The sequence below is a fragment of the Pyrobaculum sp. genome, assembly GCF_049971835.1.
GTDB lineage: Archaea > Thermoproteota > Thermoprotei > Thermoproteales > Thermoproteaceae > Pyrobaculum.
Genome location: NZ_JBMFKV010000223.1, coordinates 1 through 2,649, shown reverse-complemented (window position 1 = coordinate 2,649; position 2,649 = coordinate 1). Strand labels below are relative to the sequence as shown.

Annotated in this window: 4 protein-coding genes; 1 reads left to right on the top strand and 3 read right to left on the bottom strand. The window is 63.8% G+C overall.

Features of this window, described 5'->3' with window-relative positions; genetic code table 11:
* Nucleotides 1-580 (top strand): hypothetical protein (locus ACP5J3_RS12745; RefSeq protein ID WP_428496029.1); only part of this gene is annotated, 580 nt, incomplete at its 5' end.
* On the opposite strand, the gene ACP5J3_RS12740 is transcribed toward ACP5J3_RS12745, so the two are convergent.
* The 3 genes from ACP5J3_RS12740 to ACP5J3_RS12730 all read right to left on the bottom strand — a co-directional run.
* Complete coding sequence (locus tag ACP5J3_RS12740) at nt 564-1,154, bottom strand: ATP-binding cassette domain-containing protein (RefSeq protein ID WP_428496028.1); 591 nt, start codon at nt 1,152-1,154, stop codon at nt 564-566. The two genes, ACP5J3_RS12745 and ACP5J3_RS12740, sit on opposite strands and share 17 nt — an antisense overlap.
* The gene (locus ACP5J3_RS12735) at nt 1,151-1,783 is read right to left on the bottom strand and encodes an ABC transporter permease (RefSeq protein ID WP_428496027.1); all 633 of its coding nucleotides are present in this window, start codon (nt 1,781-1,783) and stop codon (nt 1,151-1,153) included. Before ACP5J3_RS12735 ends, ACP5J3_RS12740 begins: the two co-directional genes overlap by 4 nt.
* Nucleotides 1,773-2,649: substrate-binding domain-containing protein (locus tag ACP5J3_RS12730; protein ID WP_428496026.1), on the bottom strand; the 877-nt coding region annotated here is incomplete at its 5' end. The genes ACP5J3_RS12730 and ACP5J3_RS12735, both read right to left, overlap by 11 nt.

The window sequence follows — 2,649 nt, the reverse complement described above, 5'->3', positions numbered from 1 at the left end:
GGGGTACCTCGCGGCGATTGTGGCGGTGGTTGTGTTGTATGTGGTGGGTGTCTTGGTTATCTTCTTTAGGTACCACTTCAGGGGGTTTAGGGCTCTGCACCGTCTGGGGTTTAAGGCGGCTTGGTTGCTGGCTTGGGGGCCTGTGATTTCGCTAGTACTCATGGCGGCGTTGTTCGGCGTGGTGGTTTTCTCCGCGCCGGCTGTGTTGCTCAGGGGGGATATCTTGGGGGCCTTGGCGGCCGGCGTCGCGGTCATGGCCTTGCTGGCGGCGGCCTTTGCGGTGGGTTTCGCGGTGCTGGTGGCGCGGCTGGCTCTGCTGAGGGGGCTCTACCGCTACACCGGCCTAAGCCTTTTCAACATTGCCTTTGTCCTCGCCTTGGTGGGGCTGGTGTTCTACGCGGCCTACTACCTCTACATCCTCACGTATTCAAGGCCCTATGGCTTCGCCGCGCCAGGCCCGGCGGTGGGTCTGGCGGCGCTTGGGGGAATTGTAAGCTTCGCGGCTTACATCGTGGAGATGCTCGCCTACAAGGAGGGGTCTGAGTGGACGCCGAAGGCGCAACCTACCGCACCCGCCTAAGGGCGCCGTCCCGCATTTCGTACATCGCGTCTGAGTTCTCCGCCTCTGGGGGGTAGTGGGTTGTCCACACCACCAGCGCCTTTTTTGCGTACTGCGCGACGTAGTCCAGGAGGCCCCTCCTCTTCTCGGGGTCTAGGTAGGCGGTGGGCTCGTCCAGCAGGGCGGCTTTGGGTCTGCAGGCGAGGACGCGGGCTACTGTGACGAGCTTTTTATAGCCGCCGGAGAGGGACTTGGCCTTGTGTCTGAGGAGGGGTCTGAGGCCGAGGGCGTCCACCACGTCGCCGTCGTTGCATACGAGGTTGTCCTCCACGGTGCCGGAGTAGACGAGGGGCTCCTGGTGGCTGTAGAGGACGTCGCCGCGGTGTCTGGCCCTCGCCTCGCGCCACGGCGTGCCCATTATGTAGACCTCGCCCTCTGTGGGCTCGGTGAGCATTGCGAATATCTTTAGGAGGGTCGTCTTGCCGGAGCCGTTGGGCCCCACAAGCGCCACCAGCCCCCTCTCGGGTAGCTCCACGTTGACGTGGCGGAAGACGTAGTCCCCGTACCTCTTGCCGAGGTCGACGGCCCTGATCATCCCCTGTATCTAAAGCCCAGCGCCGTCACGGCGGCGCTGACCGCCAGCGAGATGGCCAGCAGTATCACGCCCAGCTGAATCGCCGCGTCCCAGTTGCCCAGCATGGTTTCGTGGGCAATGGCGGTGGTTAGGACCCTCGTGCGGTACCTCATGTCGCCGCCCAGCATCAGGGCGATGCCCAGCTCCCCAACGGCCCTCCCATACGACGCGGCGAGGCTGGCGGCGGCCTCTCTGACGTGCAGAGCGGCTGTGCGCCAGAAGGAGAAGCGGAACATGTCGGCCACCTCCCTCAGCCTGGGGTCGACGCCCTCAAGCGCCGTGAGGGCGAAGGAGAGGTAGAGGGGGAGGACCAGCACGGTGTGGCCGATGACCACGGCGTCTAGGGTGTAGAGCAGCTGGAGGCTCCCCAGGGGGCCCGTCCTCGCAAGCAGGAGGTAGAGGAGGAGGCCGAGGAGGACCGTCGGCATGCCGACGAAGCCGTTGAAGAGGGCCTTCAGCGCCGCGGCGGCCCTCCCGCCTCTTATGTGTAGCCAGGCGGCGAGTGGGGTGCCCAGCGCCGCGGCGATAATAACGGGTGTTGTGGAGACGTATAGGGTGTTTAGGACTATGCCGGCTACTTCAGCTGACACAGCTGGGTCCGAAGATGGCGGGTTTTATCCACTCCATGGCTTTGGGGTCGGTCTTGTTTATTGGGGTGAAGAGGGGCGTCCCGGCGATGGTTAGGTTGCCGATGACCTCGAGGCCCCTGGTTAGCATGTACTGGGCCATTAGCTTGGTGGCGGGGGAGGGCTTGACGATTTCGAAGCTGTATATGTTGATGAGGTCCGGCGCCGCCGCCACTATGACGTCTAGCTGGGGTAGCTTGTCTCTGTACCTCAGCCAGGTCCCGGTGTCTGACAGTGTGTAGGCCTTCTTCTCGTTGGCGAGGAGGAGGGTCTGGCCCATGCCGGCGCCGGCTGAGATGTACCACGTGTCTTTGGCCGGGTCGGGCTCCCTCCCAATTGCCTTCTTCCAGAGGGAGAGCTCCATTAGGTGGGTCCCGGACTTGTCTCCGCGGGAGACGAAGGGGGCCTTGGCCTCGGCGATTTTCTTGAAGGCCTCCACGGCGGTGAGCCCCCTGGCGCCGGCGGGGTCGTCCTTCGGGCCGACGATGATGAAGAAGTTGTAGGCTATCACGTCTCTGCACTTCAGGGTGCCGTTCTCCAAGTACTGCTTCTCCAGGCTGGGGGCGTGTACAATAACCACGTCCACGTCTCCCCGGGCGGCCATGAGGAGGGCCTGGCCGGTCCCCACCGCGGTGTACCTAACCTCTATGTCGTAGCCCCTGGACCTGGCCCACTTTTCGAAGTCTGGGATCAAGACGTCAAGAAGCCCCGTGTCCTTCACGCTGGTGGTGGTGGCCATGTAGAGGACGACCTTCTGGGTGGTCGTCGTTGTCTGTGTGGTCTGGGTGGTCGTGGCCGTCGCCGTGGGGGTCTGCGCGGCTTTTGGCGTA